At 53.0% G+C, this 16,101-nt stretch carries 16 protein-coding genes and 3 tRNA genes; 1 reads left to right on the top strand and 18 read right to left on the bottom strand.

The genetic code is table 11. The features are described from left to right. Positions 1-31: 31 nt before the first annotated feature. Positions 32-1,084: a 3-deoxy-7-phosphoheptulonate synthase AroG gene (gene aroG / locus CKQ53_RS10735; protein ID WP_085653514.1), complete on the bottom strand. Its 1,053-nt coding sequence runs from the start codon at positions 1,082-1,084 to the stop codon at positions 32-34. A gap of 269 nt (positions 1,085-1,353) precedes the next feature. On the opposite strand from aroG, the gene zitB reads away from it, so the two are divergent. Beyond that, the gene (gene zitB / locus CKQ53_RS10730) at positions 1,354-2,280 is read left to right on the top strand and encodes a CDF family zinc transporter ZitB (RefSeq protein WP_094117675.1); all 927 of its coding nucleotides are present in this window, start codon (positions 1,354-1,356) and stop codon (positions 2,278-2,280) included. 16 nt (positions 2,281-2,296) lie between these two features. On the opposite strand, the gene pnuC is transcribed toward zitB, so the two are convergent. The 17 genes from pnuC to sucC form a co-directional block, all read right to left on the bottom strand. Next, the gene (gene pnuC, locus CKQ53_RS10725; protein WP_118894975.1) at positions 2,297-3,022 is read right to left on the bottom strand and encodes a nicotinamide riboside transporter PnuC; all 726 of its coding nucleotides are present in this window, start codon (positions 3,020-3,022) and stop codon (positions 2,297-2,299) included. Positions 3,023-3,991: 969 nt separating this feature from the next. After that, positions 3,992-4,067: transfer RNA gene (locus tag CKQ53_RS10720), tRNA-Lys, on the bottom strand. A gap of 35 nt (positions 4,068-4,102) precedes the next feature. Next, positions 4,103-4,178 (bottom strand) — tRNA-Lys (locus CKQ53_RS10715). A 36-nt stretch (positions 4,179-4,214) separates the two neighbouring features. Further along, positions 4,215-4,290: transfer RNA gene (locus CKQ53_RS10710), tRNA-Lys, on the bottom strand. Positions 4,291-4,464: 174 nt separating this feature from the next. Then, positions 4,465-5,238 (bottom strand): cell division protein CpoB, encoded by a 774-nt coding sequence (gene cpoB / locus CKQ53_RS10705; RefSeq protein WP_118894973.1) that lies wholly within the window; start codon positions 5,236-5,238, stop codon positions 4,465-4,467. Positions 5,239-5,247: 9 nt separating this feature from the next. After that, entirely contained in the window at positions 5,248-5,763 is a 516-nt protein-coding gene (gene pal / locus CKQ53_RS10700) for a peptidoglycan-associated lipoprotein Pal (RefSeq protein WP_094117674.1), read from the bottom strand. 39 nt (positions 5,764-5,802) lie between these two features. Continuing rightward, a complete protein-coding gene (gene tolB / locus CKQ53_RS10695; protein WP_094117673.1) occupies positions 5,803-7,092 on the bottom strand; it encodes a Tol-Pal system beta propeller repeat protein TolB in 1,290 nt (429 codons plus the stop codon). Between the two features lie 136 nt (positions 7,093-7,228). Further along, positions 7,229-8,413, bottom strand: coding sequence for a cell envelope integrity protein TolA (tolA, locus tag CKQ53_RS10690; protein WP_094117672.1), 1,185 nt, complete (start codon positions 8,411-8,413; stop codon positions 7,229-7,231). Positions 8,414-8,469: 56 nt separating this feature from the next. Continuing rightward, complete coding sequence (tolR, locus tag CKQ53_RS10685; RefSeq protein ID WP_085652428.1) at positions 8,470-8,895, bottom strand: colicin uptake protein TolR; 426 nt, start codon at positions 8,893-8,895, stop codon at positions 8,470-8,472. A gap of 12 nt (positions 8,896-8,907) precedes the next feature. Further along, on the bottom strand, positions 8,908-9,594 hold the full coding sequence (tolQ, locus tag CKQ53_RS10680; RefSeq protein ID WP_085652429.1) for a Tol-Pal system protein TolQ: 687 nt from the start codon (positions 9,592-9,594) through the stop codon (positions 8,908-8,910). Continuing rightward, the gene (ybgC, locus tag CKQ53_RS10675) at positions 9,591-9,995 is read right to left on the bottom strand and encodes a tol-pal system-associated acyl-CoA thioesterase (protein WP_094117737.1); all 405 of its coding nucleotides are present in this window, start codon (positions 9,993-9,995) and stop codon (positions 9,591-9,593) included. Before ybgC ends, tolQ begins: the two co-directional genes overlap by 4 nt. A gap of 140 nt (positions 9,996-10,135) precedes the next feature. Then, complete coding sequence (gene ybgE / locus CKQ53_RS10670) at positions 10,136-10,429, bottom strand: cyd operon protein YbgE (protein ID WP_094117671.1); 294 nt, start codon at positions 10,427-10,429, stop codon at positions 10,136-10,138. Next, positions 10,429-10,542 carry a cytochrome bd-I oxidase subunit CydX gene (cydX, locus tag CKQ53_RS10665; RefSeq protein WP_085652431.1) on the bottom strand — a complete coding sequence of 38 codons (114 nt, stop codon included), beginning with the start codon at positions 10,540-10,542 and terminating at the stop codon, positions 10,429-10,431. The genes ybgE and cydX overlap by 1 nt, the downstream gene beginning before the upstream one ends. A gap of 16 nt (positions 10,543-10,558) precedes the next feature. Further along, on the bottom strand, positions 10,559-11,698 hold the full coding sequence (gene cydB / locus CKQ53_RS10660; protein ID WP_085652432.1) for a cytochrome d ubiquinol oxidase subunit II: 1,140 nt from the start codon (positions 11,696-11,698) through the stop codon (positions 10,559-10,561). A 12-nt stretch (positions 11,699-11,710) separates the two neighbouring features. Continuing rightward, positions 11,711-13,279 (bottom strand): cytochrome ubiquinol oxidase subunit I, encoded by a 1,569-nt coding sequence (gene cydA, locus CKQ53_RS10655; RefSeq protein WP_085652433.1) that lies wholly within the window; start codon positions 13,277-13,279, stop codon positions 11,711-11,713. Between the two features lie 698 nt (positions 13,280-13,977). After that, entirely contained in the window at positions 13,978-14,850 is an 873-nt protein-coding gene (sucD, locus tag CKQ53_RS10650; RefSeq protein WP_085652434.1) for a succinate--CoA ligase subunit alpha, read from the bottom strand. Then, positions 14,850-16,016 (bottom strand): ADP-forming succinate--CoA ligase subunit beta, encoded by a 1,167-nt coding sequence (gene sucC / locus CKQ53_RS10645; RefSeq protein ID WP_085652435.1) that lies wholly within the window; start codon positions 16,014-16,016, stop codon positions 14,850-14,852. Before sucC ends, sucD begins: the two co-directional genes overlap by 1 nt. Positions 16,017-16,101: the final 85 nt, after the last annotated feature.

Here is a 16,101-nt window from a genome sequence, read left to right as displayed (position 1 = left end):
GTGGTTTTTATTTGATCGTTCTGACAGACGATTAGCCGCGGCGTTGACGCACAGCTCCGGCTAACTGACGCAGCAGCGTTGCGGTATCATCCCAGCCAATGCACCCATCGGTGATGCTTTTACCGTACACCAGCGCCTCGCCGCTATCCGGGTTTTGATTGCCTTCGACCAGATGACTTTCGATCATCACGCCCATTATGGCTTTTTCGCCACCCGCGATCTGCGCACAGACATCAGTACCTACGTCCATCTGTTTCTTGAACTGTTTGCTGCTGTTGGCGTGGCTAAAGTCGATCATCACCTGCGGCGTCAATCCGGCTTTTTCCAAACCAACTTTCACTTCCTGCACGTGCTTCGCGCTGTAGTTAGGCTCTTTACCGCCGCGCAAAATGATATGGCAGTCATTGTTGCCGCTGGTATTCACGATAGCGGAGTGGCCCCACTTGGTCACGGACAGGAAGCAGTGCGGCGCCTGAGCGGCGTTAATCGCATCGATGGCGACCTTGATCGTGCCGTCGGTGCCGTTTTTGAATCCAACCGGGCAAGACAGACCGGAAGAGAGCTCACGGTGTACCTGAGACTCTGTGGTACGCGCGCCAATCGCGCCCCAGCTCATCAGATCGGCCAGATACTGCGGCGTGATCATATCCAGGAACTCGCCCGCCGCCGGCAGGCCGGTATCGTTGATATCCAGCAACAGTTTGCGAGCGATGCGCAGGCCGTCATTGATCTGGAAGCTGTGGTCCATGTAAGGGTCGTTGATAAGTCCTTTCCAGCCCACCGTCGTACGCGGTTTCTCAAAATAAACTCTCATGACGATTTCCAGCTCGCCATTCAGTTCCTGACGAAGCTCCCCCAGCTTAGCCGCGTACTCTTTCGCGGCTTTAACATCGTGAATGGAGCAAGGACCGATAATCACCAGCAGACGATCATCGCCGCCGTGCAGTATTTTATGGATGGCAGAGCGGGCCTGAGATACCGTCTTGGCGGCATTTTCCGTCGCGGGAAATTTCTCCAGCAGCGCGACAGGTGGCAACAACTCTTTGATCTCTTTAATTCTTAAATCGTCGTTTTGATAACTCATAGTAATCCCAATCATTCCCGAACGGTGGGCTTAGCCTGTGGTCATTGCCCACAATCCCGTCAGCCACAAATAAAAGCAGGAAACCCCGCGGATGATGCATTATAAAACAAGCTAACGACTAAAATCCCTGAATAATTCACCCTCGTCCGAGGAATACCCAGGCGCCTACGGTGTTTCCCAGCAATGAATTCCCTTTCCCGATGCGAATGTGGGTTTTTTGTCCCGTTTGACATACAGTTAAAACAGGCATGTAAACAGGAAGTCATTCGATGACCCAATCTCGCTCTAAAGAACAGAACAATAGTCAACGACTGCTGGCGGCGTTTACGATCACCGCCGTTTTCATGGTCGTTGAAACAGTCGGTGGGCTGATCTCAGGCTCCCTCGCGCTGCTGGCGGACGCCGGACATATGCTGACTGACACCGCCGCGCTGCTGGTGGCCTTGCTGGCCGTACGCTTCGCGGCGCGTCGTCCCACCGCCAACCACACTTTTGGTTTCCTGCGGTTGACCACGCTCGCGGCTTTCGTGAACGCCATCGCGTTATTTATCATCACCGTATGGATTTGCTGGGAAGCCTTTCAACGCTTTAGCCATCCCCAGCCGATAGCGGGCGTCCCGATGCTGATCATCGCCGTCGGCGGTCTCTTGGTTAACCTATTCGCGTTCTGGCTGTTACATCGCGGCGGCGGCGAAAAAAACATGAACGTCCGAGCCGCGGCTCTGCATGTGCTAGGCGATATGTTGGGCTCGGTCGGCGCGATTGCCGCAGCGCTCATTATCATGGTGACCGGTTGGACGCCGATTGATCCCATTTTATCCCTGGTGGTATCAGTGCTGATCTTACGTAGCGCGTGGTCATTGCTGAAAGAAAGTCTTCATGAGTTGCTGGAAGGGTCGCCCGCACAGATTGATGCAGGGGCGTTAAAGCGGGATTTAAGCGCCGATATTCCGGCGGTGCAGAACGTACACCATGTCCATCTATGGCAGGTCGGAGAAAAGCCGATGCTAACCCTGCACGCGCAGGTGACGCCCCCTGACGATCACGACGCCCTGTTGCAACAAATCCAGGACTACCTGCTGCAGCGTTATCAGATAGACCATGTGACCATCCAGATGGAATATCACCACTGCGATCACGGCCACTGCCATATTCAGCAAGTGGCCGGCGAGCACCATCATCATCATCACCACTGATGGCGCTCAGTCGCTGTTAGCCGGCTCGGGCCAGAGGGCGCGACTGATTCTCGCGTGCGCCCTTTATCCACAGCCAGGAGCCGTTGAGGGCTATCAGCGTCAGGATGGCGTATTGCAGTGACATTGCATAGACGCCCTGATAGGCAAAGATCACCACGCTGATAACATCGATGACCACCCAGACCAGCCAGTTTTCAACGTATTTACGCGTCATCAGGATCATCGCTACGATGGACAGCACGGTCATTGTGGAATCCCAGAAGGGGAAAGCATCTGGCTGTAGCTGTGGACGCTCAACGCTGATTCCGATGCCTTTCATCAGCATCACGGCGATATCGGTCAACAGCGCAAAAAGCGCGTCGATATAAAACGTCATCAGGCCAATCGCCACGATGCAGGCGGCGCTCCATCCCAGAGCCTGCGGCAGAGACAGCCAGCGGATACGCAACTCGGATTCATCGGCGCTGGTCTTACGACTCCACGCATACCACCCGTAGATATTTGCGCCGAAGAAAAAGATCTGCAGCAGCAGGCTGGCATAAAGCTGGATCTGAAAGAAAATTAATGCAAACAACGTGACGTTGATCAGCCCGAACAGATAATTGCTCGTCTTCTCAAGGCTAGCCAACCCGATACACAGTAAACCGAATAAAGTCCCCAAGGCTTCAACCCACGACAGGTCGTAACCGTTCGCGCCTAAAGGGATATGAACCAGAATATTGCTCGTACTGAAAAAATCCATCTTCACCTCGTCTGACCCGAAACTCACTGTATTGTCATGGCCTCTGACCGTAGAGTCAGACGGCGTTTTATATACTAAACAAAATAGCCATTTCACACCACTTAATTCCGCTTTAATGCGGTATAAATTGCGCCTGGGTTTAATTTATTAAAAATGAAGGATTGTATTTATGAGGATAGCCGGAGTGCCGTCTCTCGCCCCAACGCTATGCTGGCAATGTGCTAGCGGAAAGGTCGTCGCGCTTGACGACATCTTTAATGCACGAAGCCTCAACGAGCGTTTTCATTACTGTGGGTTACCCGGTTCCGGTAGGGAACGCAGCAACGCGATGGAAGGAAAGATCAACACCGAACTATCTTGCTCAACCGAAACGATGAATCCGGCGCTACGTTATAAACGTGGATGGGCTTTTCAGGCCAAGTGACAACATCGCTGAGTTGCCGCAGAATCGAGGATAGCTTAGTGGTTATTGAGTCCGGGATCGTGTTTTTTATCTCTAAGCAGGCTAACGCATGCCTTGGTCAGTCACGGCTGATCAGGATGCAGGACGGAATCATTGATTAAAGCGGCAGAACGCATTGATAAATATTCATTACCGTCTTTCCCTTAAACACCCTCTCCTACAGATCGAAATAAAAACGCTTAATGAGACCACAGCAACATGGGGAAATGCTCCCCATATCCCCCACTCAAAGCTTTTGGATGGTTATATACGCGTCACGCGACAGAGATCGCTGACTACCGCCATGAGACAGAAGTGAAGTCATTAGCGCGTCGATTGGACGCTGACGTTGGTGGCATGCACGAGAGTTTTAATGAATGGGCTCAGCCCCAGGACTGATACAGCGCATTGTCGTTTTGCCTCGTCGGGTACAAAAATCCGATGAAAATTCCCATTCTCACAATGCGTGAGTCATGAGGTTTAAAGGCGCGTTTCAGTTTGGATGAGTTCGGGATTTGAAACTTGAATGGTGGGTCGTGCAGGATTCGAACCTGCGACCAATTGATTAAAAGTCAACTGCTCTACCAACTGAGCTAACGACCCGCATTGCGGAGTACTTCAAGGTGTAGCGCTGGAAATGGTGGGTCGTGCAGGATTCGAACCTGCGACCAATTGATTAAAAGTCAACTGCTCTACCAACTGAGCTAACGACCCGCATTGCGGAACACTTCAAGATGTAGCACTGGAAATTGGTGGGTCGTGCAGGATTCGAACCTGCGACCAATTGATTAAAAGTCAACTGCTCTACCAACTGAGCTAACGACCCAATTTCCACATCACTTCAGCGATTCACTATCGCCTTGGCAACGGCGGCATATATTACTGTGATAATTTTTCCAAGCAACCTATTTTATAAAAAAAACGTTTAACTGCTTACAACTCAAACAAATAGGCGCAAAAGCCGCTCATATCGAGCGAGTTTTGCGCCTTATCGTAGAAATTAAGAGTGGGACAAAGATTTTTGCGCCAGTTTGGCACTTTCAGTGTTTGGATACATCTTGACCACCTGACGATACACCGCTTGGGCTTTATCAGTCTGGCCTTTCTCCTGCATGATCACCCCAACCTTGTACAAGGCTTCGGACGCTTTGGGAGACTTCGGGTAGTTTTTAACGACATTGGCGAAATAGTAGGCCGCGTCGTCCTTCTTACCCTTGTTGTAGTTCAACTGCCCCAGCCAATAGTTGGCATTGGGCTGATAAGTGGAATCAGGATATTTTTTGACGAAGTTTTGCAACGCAACAATAGCCTGATCATACTGCTTTTTTTCGAGCACCAGCGCCACGGCGGCGTTGTAATCGCTATTCGCGTCTCCCGTGCTGGCAGGCGCGGTCGGAGCGGTGTTACTTGCCGCAGGGGGATTGCTAGCGTCTGAGGCCGCGGGAGCAGTCGTCTGAGCGCCCTGAGAACTCAGGCTATCTATTTGCTGGTAGATCTGTTTCTGCCGCTCCACAACCTGATTGAGCTGATACTGACTTTCCTGAATCTGACCACGCAGGCTGTCGATATCACGCTGGTTATCGGAGAGCTGTTGCTGAAGTTGGGTTAAAAGCTGGCTGTGAGCGTTTGAGATTCGCTCCAGTTGAGTGACTCGATCTTCCACCGAGCCTGAGCCGGCATTACTGATTGGCGCTTGGGCGGTAGCGACCCAGGGGGCCGCTACGCCAACCAGTAACGACAGACTTAGAAGGTAAGGTCTGAAGTTACTGTTCATGCAATACTCTTAGTAGACCAGAACGGCACGGCGGTTTTTAGAGTAAGCAGCTTCGTCATGACCCAGAACCGCAGGTTTTTCTTTACCGTAAGAAACGATAGAGATCTGGTCAGAAGAAACCCCTTTACCCTGCAGATACATCTGCACGGCGTTCGCACGACGCTCGCCCAGCGCAATGTTGTATTCCGGCGTACCACGTTCATCCGCATGACCTTCGATGGTCACTTTGTAGGACGGGTTGCTGCGCAGGAATGCGGCATGGGAATCCAGCATCTGGGCGAAATCTGAACGGATGTCATACTTGTCCAGATCGAAGTAAACGATGTTGTTGCGTTGCAGTTCCTGCATCTGCAGGCGAGCCTGCTCAGAGGATGACATGTTGCCGCCGTTTTCCATACCGCTGCCCATGCCGACGCCATTCTCAGAAGATTGGTCGTTGTTAGCATGTTTGTTAGAGCTACACGCGGCAACAGCCAGCACCGGCAGAGCCAACATCAGGCCTTTCAGCACTTTATTGAATTGCATTTTTATGTCCTTTCAAAAGGTTATCATAGCTATTTGCATTTAGAGATACGGCGACCAGGCAGGGAATTTTACCTGACCATCAGTTGCCGGAAGACGCGCTTTGAAACGACCATCAGTCGAAACCAGCTGCAGCACGGATCCCATCCCCTGTTTGGAACTGTAGATTACCATGGTGCCGTTAGGCGCAACGCTTGGCGTTTCGTCCAGGAACGTGTCCGTCAATACTTGAACGGCACCCGTTACCAGATCCTGTTTGGCGATGTGCTGCACTCCGCTATTAGAGCTCACCATCACCAGAAATTTACCGTCGCTGCTGACATCCGCGTCCTGATTCTGGGCACCTTCCCAGGTCAGGCGCTGAGGCGCACCGCCGTTGACATTAATTTTATACACCTGCGGACGTCCCGCCTGATCGGAAGTATAGGCCAGTGTCTGGCTATCCGGGAACCAGGTCGGCTCCGTGTTGTTGCTACGTCCGTCGGTGACTTGAGAAATCTGTCCAGAGCCCAGATTCATCACGTACAGGTTCAGGCTTCCGCTCTTGGACAGAGCAAACGCCAGTTTGCTGCCGTCAGGAGAGAAGGACGGCGCGCCGTTATGACGTGGGAACGAGGCCACCTGTTTGATGGCGCCATTCGCCAGCGTCTGCACAACCAACGCAGAACGACCGCTCTCAAAGGTGACATACGCCAATTTGCTGCCGTCGGCAGACCATGCTGGTGACATCAACGGCTGAGGTGAGCGATGCACAGGAAGCTGATTATAACCGTCATAATCCGCGACACGCAGTTCGTACGGATACTGGCCGCCATTGGTTTGAACCACATAAGCGATACGCGTGCGGAATGCGCCTTTAATACCGGTCAGCTTCTCGAACACTTCATCGCTGGCAGTGTGCGCCGCATAACGCAGCCACTGCTTGGTGACTTTGAACTGATTCTGCGCCAGCACGCTACCCGCATTGCCGGAGGTATCAACCAGCTGATAAGAAATGACGTAACCATCAGCGCTCGGCTGAACCTGACCGATGACGACGGCATCAATGCCCAATGCCGTCCACGCCGCAGGCGTCACTTCCGAGACACTGCCCGGTTGCTGCGGCATACGAGAAGGATCGATCGGATTGAATTTACCGCTATTGCGTAAGTCCGCGCCGACAATGCCTGCGATTTCTTCCGGTGCGGCGCCAGGGCCTGCCCATTTGAACGGAACCACGCCGATCGGACGAGCGGAATCAACCCCTTGGGTGATTTCAATACGCACTTCCGCGTGGAGTACTGCCGCCCACAGCATCAAAAAACCTAATGCAACTTTAAATGCCTGCTTCATTTCATCTCCCTTATCCAGGCGCTTAACCTGCGATAAATTAGCAGAATGTGAACAAAACCAATGTCAACAAAACACGATTATCAGGTCTGTCGACCATAGTCATAATCTTAAACCCTGCCCCTGACTTTAGGCGGACTTACTGCGGCTTAAAGTCTATCGGGGCATTCTTGAATGCTTCATAGACTTCACTGCTCGGCGGTTTTGGAATTCTGGCCTGCTTGGCTGCCGCAATAGCAGCCTGACACAGAGCAGGATCGCCACCTTCGGTAGTGACATCGATTAGCAGACCATCCGGCGCCAGTTTGACGCGTAGCGTACACGTCCGGCCTTTATAGGATTCCCAATCGTAAAACTTACTCTGAATAGCGGTTCTAATCTGACTGCCATAGCTATCTAACGCAGCCCCGGACGCCCCGCTTTTCTTATTCTTGCCTACGCCAGCCGCGCCGCCGCTACTCGCGGCAGAGCCTGATTTGGGCGCATTTTTATCTGCCGACAGCCCACCGAGCAGATCGTCCACTTCACTCTCCTGCTTGGCGGCTTCAGCCGCAGCGGCCTTTTTCTTGTCGTCAGCGGCTTTTTTGGCTGCCGCAGCTTCCGCTTTCTTCGCGGCATCGGCGGCGGCCTTGGCTTTAGCGTCAGCAGCGGCTTTTGCCTTAGCGTCCGCTTCAGCTTTCTCTTTAGCCACTTCGGCTGCTTTAGCCTTCGCTTCCTGTTCAGCCTTTTTCTTCGCGTCTGCGGCAGCCTGTTTCTTAGCTTCCTCTTCCGCCTGCTTTTTAGCCGCGGCAGCTTTCGCTTGCTGTTCCGCTTCCGCTTTGGCTTTGGTTTCAGCGGCGGCTTTCGCTTGTTGCTCGGCGTCTGCTTTGGATTTCGCCGCCGCAGCCTCAGCCTGTTTCTGCTGTTCTTTGGCCTGCTGAGCCGCTTCTTCAGCCTGCTTACGCTGCTGTTCTTGTGCTTGCGCCTGATTTTTTGCTTCTTCCTGCGCCTGCAACCGCTCTTTTTCCAGCTCTTTCAGACGCTGTTGTTCCGCTGCCTGTTTTTCCTGTAGCTCTTTGGCCTGCTGATCGGCTTGCTTCTGACGCAACTGCGCTGAGCGCTGAGCATCGCTTTGTTGCTGCTGCTGACGGTTATACTGTTCAGCAACGGCGCCGGGATCAACCATCACGGCATCGATCGCCGATCCGCCTCCGCCGCCATTGCTGGCGTCCATTGACTGGTGCAAGGAGCTTATAACCAGCAGCGCAATCAAAATGACGTGCAAAACGGCCGAGATAATCAAAGCCCGTTTTAGCTTATCGTTTTGTCCGTTTCCCTTTAGCACAAGTCGTTCCCAAATACAGTGTGGCCAAATAGATCACTCATACTCTGTTTACCGGCTCAAATCGGTTGCGTCATCAGACCTACGGATTTCACGCCGGCCTGGTGGAGTAAATTAAGTGCTTTAATGATTTCATCGTACGGGACTTCTTTAGCGCCGCCGATCAGGAACACCGTTTTCGGATTGGCGCTAAGCCGAGACTGCGCTTCAGCCACCACCTGCTCTGCCGGCAGTTGTTCCATACGATTATGGTCGACCACCAGGCTATAGCGGCCGATACCGGAAACCTCGACAATCACGGGCGGATTATCATCGCTAGAAACGGTTTTGGAATCCGTGGCATCCGGCAGATCAACCTCAACGCTTTGCGTGATGATTGGCGCTGTCGCCATAAAAATCAGCAGCAGCACCAACAGCACATCCAGCAAAGGGACGATATTGATCTCGGACTTCAGTTCCCGACGACCTCGACGTACACGTGCCATGCTCCCTCCTGATTAACGGTTGCTATCGTTGGAGAATGCCTGACGATGCAGGATGGCAACAAACTCTTCCGTGAAGTTATCGTAGTTCTGTTCCAGCTTATTGACGCGTTGGTTGAGACGGTTGTAAGCCATGACGGCAGGAATAGCGGCAAACAGACCGATAGCCGTCGCGATCAGCGCTTCGGCGATCCCCGGCGCAACCATCTGCAACGTCGCCTGCTTGACGGCCCCTAACGCAATGAACGCATGCATGATCCCCCACACCGTACCGAACAGGCCGATGTAAGGGCTAATAGAACCGACGGTTCCAAGAAAAGGAATATGGGTTTCCAACGTTTCTAGCTCGCGATTCATCGAAATACGCATTGCCCGCGAGGAGCCTTCAACCGCCGCTTCGGGCGCATGATGGTTGGCGCGATGCAGCCGGGCGAATTCCTTGAATCCGGCATAAAAGATCTGCTCGGTTCCAGACAAAGTTTCGCGCCGCGTCTGGCTCTCCTGATAAAGGCGAGAGAGTTCGATGCCAGACCAGAATTTGTCTTCGAACGCTTCAGCATCCCGCGTTGCCGCGTTGAGGATGCGGGTGCGCTGTATGATTATCGCCCAGGACGCGATGGAAAAACCGATTAAAATCAGCATGATGAGTTTCACGAGAAGGCTAGCCTTCAGAAACAAATCAAGAATATTCATGTCAGTCACTGCTTAAACTCCGCGACAAAAGACTTAGGAAGCGCAATCGGCTTCATGTGATGTGGGTCGATGCATGCGATCAAAAATTCAGCCTGGCTCATCACTTCGCCTTGGGGATTGAGAATGCGCTGCGTGAACGTCATTGACGCCCGGCGAAGCGAAACAATCTCGCTCTGAACTTCCAGCAAATCGTCAAGGCGAGCCGGAGAGAAGTACTCTACTGTCATCTTGCGAACAACGAAGGCAAGACTTTGCTCCATCAGTTGCTGTTGATGAATGCCATGCGCACGCAGCATCTCCGTGCGAGCTCTTTCATAAAACGCGGCATAGCGCGCGTAATAAACAACACCGCCTGCATCGGTATCTTCATAATAGATGCGAACAGGCCAGCAGAACACTTCATTACTCACTTTATATCCCAGCAATTCATGCGATAAAACTCAGGCTACTATACGCAAGAGAATTGTGGTTTGGAATGGGGAGAATGTACAGGCTGGTAAATAAATGTGAGCCAGAAACGGCCCACATGACAAGGGATTGAGCGCGAAGATTACCGGAAGAAATAATACAGACCGGCGGCCAAAATGATTGCCGCAGGCGAAGGTGAGAAAAAGGCCTTCCAGCGCAGCCGCTGCGGTCTAAATCCGGTCCCGTGAATCACGCCCGTACAGACCGCCCACATCAGGACAAATGCCTGCCAAACGGCCATCGTGCTGGTTTTCGCCGCAAAGCGCGACGGATCCCAAAAAACGCATCCCGCTAACAGCAGGGCCATGATCAGGGAAAGGGCCCGTAACGGGCCCTTGTCCATGATGCTGTAGAGACGATGGATAAATTGACTCATCACGCGTCGTCTTTAACCGCTTTGGCATCTTCAATGTGCTCGATCGCCAACGCGGTGATCACGCCCAGCGAGCAGGCAAGAAGCGTTCCGAGTATCCAGGCAAAATACCACATAAAATAAGCTCCTTACTTAGTACAGGGAATGCGAGTTCTGCTCGACATGCTCTTTGGTGATGCGACCGAACATTTTGTAGTAGCACCAGGTGGTGTAGCACAGAATGATCGGGACGAAGACGATCGCCACGCAGGTCATGACTTTCAGCGTCAGCAGACTGGATGTGGCATCCCACATGGTCAGGCTAGCGTTCGGCATCGTGATCGACGGCATAACAAACGGGAACATCGTAATACCGGCCGTCAGGATAACGCAGGCAATGCTCAGCGAGGAAAACAGGAACGCCATCGCGCCTTTTTCCACGCGGGCCATCAGCACCGTAAACAGCGGGAACACCACACCCAACAAGGGCACAGCCCACAGAACAGGATAATGGTTGAAGTTGACTAACCAGGCGCCTGCCTGATGGACCACTTCTTTACGCAGCGGGTTAGATTCCGCAGCCGTATTGATCGCCGACGTCACAGTGTAGCCGTCGATACCGTAGACCACCCACACACCGGCCAGGGCGAACGTAATAAACAGCACCAGCGACGCCAGTTGCGCAACGCCTTTAGCACGCAGGTGCAGTTCACCGTTGGTACGCATCATCAGGTAGGTCGCGCCCTGAGCCAGAATCATGCTCACGCTGACCACGCCCGCCAGCAGGCCAAAGGGATTCAGCAGCTGGAAGAAGTTACCGGTGTAGTACAGGCGCAGGTAAGCGTCGATATGGAACGGAACGCCCTGCAGCAGGTTACCGAAAGCAACGCCGATGACGAGAGGCGGCACGAAGCTACCGATGAAAATGCCCCAGTCCCACATATTGCGCCAGCGCGCGTCTTCAATCTTCGAACGGTAGTCAAAACCCACCGGACGGAAGAATAGCGACGCCAGCACCAGGATCATTGCGACATAGAAGCCGGAAAACGCAGCGGCGTAGACCATCGGCCAGGCGGCAAACAACGCGCCCCCCGCCGTGATCAGCCAAACCTGGTTACCGTCCCAGTGAGGAGCGATGGAGTTAATCATCACGCGACGTTCAACGTCGCTGCGGCCCATCAGGCGGACCAGCATCCCGACACCCATATCGAAGCCATCGGTGATGGCGAAACCAATCAGCAGTACGCCGATAAGCGCCCACCAGATAAAACGCAGTACTTCATACTCAAACATAGTGGACTCCTGTTACCGTGCTTCCGGCGCAGCGGTGGTCGGCTGTTCAAAGTGATATGCGCCCGTTTTCAGGCTGCTTGGACCCAGACGCGCATACTTGAACATCAGGTACATTTCCGCGACGAGGAACAGCGTGTACAGACCGCAAATCAATCCCATGGAGAACAGCAGATCGCCTGCTGTCAGCGATGAGTTGGCGACAGAGGTCGGCAGCACTTCGCCAATCGCCCAAGGCTGACGACCATATTCTGCGACAAACCATCCCGCTTCCACGGCGATCCACGGCAACGGAATGCCGTACAGCGCGGCACGATGCAGCCATTTCCGCTGACCAATCTTGTTGCGAAGTACGGTCCAGAAAGAGAGGCCGATAATGATCAGCATCAGGATCCCGCAAGCCACCATGATGCGGAACGAGAAGTACAGCGGCGCGACGTGAGGGATAGAATCTTTCACCGCCATCTGAATCTGCGCTTCGGACGCATCGGAAACCTGCGGCGTATAGCGTTTCAGCAGCATGCCGTATCCGAGATCCTGCTTGCTGGCGTTGAAGGCTTCGCGAACCGCAGGGTCAGTGTTACCCGCGCGCAGCTGCTCAAGCAGATGATAGGCGTTCATCCCATTACGGATGCGCACTTCATGCTGCTCCATCAACTCTTTCAGACCGGTCACGGTTTTATCCGTGGAACGCGTCGCGATCAGACCCAGAACATAAGGAACCTGAATCGCGTATTTGTTCTCTCTGGCTTCCTGATCCGGCAGACCGAACAGGGTGAACGCGGCAGGAGCAGGCTGTGTTTCCCATTCGGCTTCAATTGCTGCCAGCTTGGTTTTCTGAACGTCGCCCATTTCGTAACCGGATTCGTCACCCAGCACGATAACGGAAAGCACGGAGGCCATGCCGAAGCTGGCGGCGATAGCGAATGAACGCTTGGCGAACGCGATATCGCGGCCTTTCAGCAGATAGTAAGAACTGATGCCCAGAATGAACATCGCGCCCGTACAGTAACCGGCTGCAACCGTATGCACGAATTTCACCTGCGCAACCGGGTTGAAGACCAGTGTCGCGAAACTCACCATCTCCATACGCATGGTTTCAAAGTTGAAATCGGAGGCGATAGGGTTTTGCATCCAGCCGTTGGCAATCAGAATCCACAACGCGGAGAAGTTGGAACCCAGAGCGACCAGCCAGGTCACTGCCATATGCTGCACTTTGCTCAGGCGATCCCAGCCGAAGAAGAACAACCCGACGAAGGTGGACTCCAGGAAAAACGCCATCAGGCCTTCGATCGCCAGTGGAGCCCCGAAGATATCACCGACATAGTGAGAGAAGTAAGACCAGTTGGTCCCAAACTGGAACTCCATGGTCAGCCCGGTAGCCACGCCGAGTGCGAAGTTGATCGCAAACAGCTTGCCCCAGAACTTGGTCATATCTTTATAAATTTGTTTGCCAGACAGTACGTAGACCGTTTCCATGATAGCCAGCAGGAACGCCATCCCGAGCGTTAGTGGCACAAACAGGAAATGATACATTGCTGTCAAGGCAAACTGTAAACGTGACAGTTCGACTATATCAAACATCTTGACTCCTTGCTCCTCGCAGGAAGGTTTCGCTCGCAGTAGAGGCAACCCGTTGAACAACGGCTGCAATACCCTAAAAGAACACAACAAATTGCTGAACACAGGCTTAAACATCGCATGACGCGAATAACGCCACGACGCTATACCTAGTTAAAATAAGCCTAAGTAAGGTTATGAAAATTACCAATATCGTACCTAAAACAGAGTGACCGGTATATTACGCCTACAATTCCCTGTAATAAATAGGTTTTTACGTGACGCCAGTTGGGGTTTTGACTCAACCCCCTTTCTCACAATCACATACCTTTGGCAGATAATTGATCGGGCGCAATTTAAGCGTATTTTGACGAAGATATCTACCCTGCATTTTTTGATTTGGCGCAATATCCGCCCTTAACGTTAACAGTGTGACACATTCCATTTTCATTAGGCTGATATTGTTAATTTGACGTGACCGCCAGGTTTCAATAATTAATATTTGCTGATTTATTGTTCTGAGTATTTACTGCATTAATGTTTCTATATGATTACTTATTTTTATATTTATTGGTTTGCATTGTTGCCATTACGTTATTTTTAGAAATGAGTGTTATTCCCATTAAATGTTCATCAGGCTCAAACATAAAAAAAAGGCCATCCGAAGATGGCCTTTTCCTGCATCGCTGTGTTCGTGTTAACGCAGCAATAAACTCGCCACGTTAGCCGGCGATCATGCTTTTCACTGCTTCACCGATATCTGCCAGACTGCGTACCGTCTTAACGCCAGCCGCTTCCAGCGCGGCGAACTTCTCATCAGCCGTTCCCTTTCCGCCAGCGATGATCGCGCCAGCATGGCCCATCCGCTTCCCTTTCGGCGCGGTAACGCCGGCAATGTAGGCGACAACAGGTTTGGTAACGTGCGCTTTGATGAAAGCCGCCGCCTCTTCTTCCGCGGTTCCGCCGATTTCCCCAATCATCACGATCGCTTTTGTCAGCGGGTCTTGTTCAAACAACTCAAGAATATCAATGAAGTTGGAACCGGGGATCGGGTCGCCACCGATACCGACGCAGGTAGACTGGCCCAGGCCGACGTCCGTCGTCTGCTTGACGGCTTCGTAGGTCAGCGTGCCGGAACGAGAAACAATGCCGACATTTCCCGGCAGATGGATATGGCCGGGCATGATGCCGATCTTACATTCACCCGGCGTAATCACGCCCGGGCAGTTCGGGCCGATCATTTTCGCCCCGGTCTGCTCCAACTTGGCTTTCACCGTCAGCATATCCAGCGTCGGAATACCTTCGGTGATGCAAATAATTAGCTCGATACCCGCATCAATCGCTTCCAAAATCGAATCTTTACAGAAAGGAGCCGGAACATAGATGACCGATGCCGTCGCACCGGTAGCCGCAACGGCATCGCGTACCGTATTAAACACGGGCAGACCAAGATGCTGAGTGCCTCCCTTGCCCGGCGTCACTCCCCCAACCATCTGCGTGCCGTAGGCTATCGCCTGTTCGGAGTGAAACGTTCCCTGACTCCCGGTGAAGCCCTGGCAGATCACTCTGGTGTTTTTATCGATCAGAATAGACATTATTTTCCCTCCACGGCAGCAACCGCCTGCCGAGCTGCATCCGCCAGACCGGTTGCAGCAATGATATTCAGACCGCTCTCCGCCAGTTTCTGCGCCCCAAGCTCCGCATTGTTACCTTCCAGACGCACCACCACCGGTACGTTGACACCCACTTCCGCCACGGCGCCGATGACGCCATCGGCGATCAGGTCGCAGCGTACGATGCCGCCGAAAATGTTGACCAGCACGGCTTTTACCTTGCTGTCTGACAAAATGATTTTAAAAGCCTCTGTCACGCGCTCTTTGGTCGCGCCGCCGCCAACATCCAAAAAATTGGCTGGCGCGCCGCCGTGCAGTTTCACGATATCCATCGTGCCCATCGCCAGACCCGCACCATTGACCATACAGCCGATGTTACCGTCCAGCGCGACATAGTTCAGTTCCCACTGCGCCGCGTGTTCCTCGCGTTCATCGACCTGACTCGGATCATGCATGTCGCGCAGCTCAGGCTGACGGAACAACGCATTGCCGTCCACGGCCAGTTTGCCGTCCAGACACAGCAGCTCGCCCTGCCCGGTGATGACCAGCGGGTTGATTTCCACCAGCGCCAGATCGCATTCCAGAAACAGCTTCGCCAACCCCATGAAAATTTTGGTGAACTGGGCAACCTGCTTACCGCTGAGGCCCAGTTTGAATGCAAGCTCACGGCCTTGATAAGGCAGCGGTCCAGTCAGGGGATCCAGCGCCGTTTTATGAATAAGATGAGGCGTTTCCTGAGCGACTTTTTCAATTTCTACGCCACCTTCCGTGGACGCCATAAACACGACGCGACGACTGCCGCGATCGACGACCGCCCCGAGGTACAGTTCGCTGGCAATGTCCGTCGCGGCTTCAACCAGAATCTGATGTACCGGCTGACCATGAGCGTCAGTCTGATAAGTCACCAGCGGCTTGCCCAACCAGTTTTCCGCGAAAGCGCGAATGTCATCTTTGCTGTTGACGACTTTAACGCCGCCTGATTTACCTCGTCCCCCGGCATGCACCTGGCACTTAACGACCCACGGGCCTGCGCCGATTTTCGCGGCAGCCTCTTCCGCCTCATGGGGCGTCTTGCAGGCATAGCCTTCCGGGGCCGGTATGCCATACCGAGCAAAGAGCTGTTTTGCCTGATATTCGTGTAAATTCATGGTGTTCAATCCATTTTATATTTGAAGATAAATCCGCGATTTCATGAGTGGCGGCGTGCAGACGGCCTGGATAGCGAAGGGCGGC

This window comes from Lonsdalea britannica, assembly GCF_003515985.1.
GTDB lineage: Bacteria > Pseudomonadota > Gammaproteobacteria > Enterobacterales > Enterobacteriaceae > Lonsdalea > Lonsdalea britannica.
This window is presented reverse-complemented; position numbering and strand designations above follow the sequence as displayed.